The sequence below is a fragment of the Kribbella sindirgiensis genome (assembly GCF_004331435.1).
Taxonomy (GTDB): domain Bacteria; phylum Actinomycetota; class Actinomycetes; order Propionibacteriales; family Kribbellaceae; genus Kribbella; species Kribbella sindirgiensis.
Window position 1 is genome coordinate 1 of the sequence record NZ_SJKA01000053.1, and the last position, 1,234, is coordinate 1,234.

The 1,234-nt window shown below is 67.0% G+C and carries 1 protein-coding gene; it reads left to right on the forward strand.

Going from position 1 to position 1,234, the window contains the following annotated elements; all coding sequences use genetic code 11:
* Positions 1 to 1,227, forward strand: a 1,227-nt coding sequence (locus E0H50_RS42710; RefSeq protein WP_238151734.1) for an IS30 family transposase, incomplete at its 5' end; no start/stop codon positions are given.
* Positions 1,228 to 1,234: the final 7 nt, after the last annotated feature.

The following is a 1,234-nucleotide window of genomic DNA, read 5'->3' on the forward strand; positions in this document are numbered from 1 at the left end:
GGCAGCTTCAGGGGATTGTCGCAACGCCTGAGTTTGGAGGGTGTTGTGGCGGAGAGGTTGTCGCAGGCGCGGCGGCGGGTGGTGCTGGACTTGTTGAGTCGGGGGCATCGGCCGATGGAGGTGGCGCGGCGTAGCGGCGTGTCGAAGAGTTACATCTACCGGCTGCATCACAGTCTTGGTGGGGTGTATCGGCCAGCAGGTATCACTTACAGCGATCGGTACCTGGATCGGGACGAGCGCTACGAGCTTGCCCGGCTGAAAGACGCCGGTCATTCTCTGCGTGAGATCGGCCGCCGGATGGGCCGTAACGCCTCCACGATCAGCCGGGAGCTGGGCCGTAACCGTGATCCGCGCACGGGCGAGTACCAGCCCGAGCGGGCCCACGCGCTGTCCTGGCAGCGCCAACGCCGCCCCAAGCCGTCCAAACTCAGCGGCAACACGGTGTTGCGGGCAGAAGTCCAGCGGCTGCTGACCAAGCGGTACTCACCCGACCAGATCGCTGGCCGGCTACGGCTGCTGCACCCCGACAATGAAGCGATGCAGATCAGCCACGAATCGATCTACCAGAGCCTGTACGTCTACCCGCGCGGCGAGCTGCGCCGCGAGTTGAAGGCCTGCCTGCGCAGCGGCCGGACGGTGCGCCGTCGGCGCGGCAGCCAGTCCGAGACCCGCGGCAAGATCCCCGGCGCGGTATCGATCCACGACCGGCCCGAAGACGTCGAGACCCGCCTTGTCCCCGGCCACCACGAGGGCGACCTGATCATGGGATCGACCGCGTCGAACTCCGCGGTCGGCACCATCGTGGAACGCACCACCGGCTACCTCACCCTGCTGCACCTGCCCCACGGCCACACCGCCGACCGGGTCGCCGACGCCGTCGTCGAGCAGATGACCGCACTGCCGGACTGGTTCACCAAGACCCTCACCTGGGACCGCGGCTCCGAGATGGCCCGCCACGCCCGCATCACCGAACAAACCGGCATCGCGGTCTACTTCGCCGACCCCTACCACCCCTGGCAACGCGGCTCCAACGAAAACACCAACGGACTCGTCCGCGAATACCTGCCCAAAGGCACCGACCTATCGGTCCACACCGCCACCCACCTGGCCGCGATCGCCGACGAACTCAACGACCGACCCCGCAAACGCCTCGGCTACCACACCCCCCGCGAAATGTTCGCTAGCCTCCTCATCCAAGACCTAGACCGCGTTGCGACCACCCCCTGAATCTGCC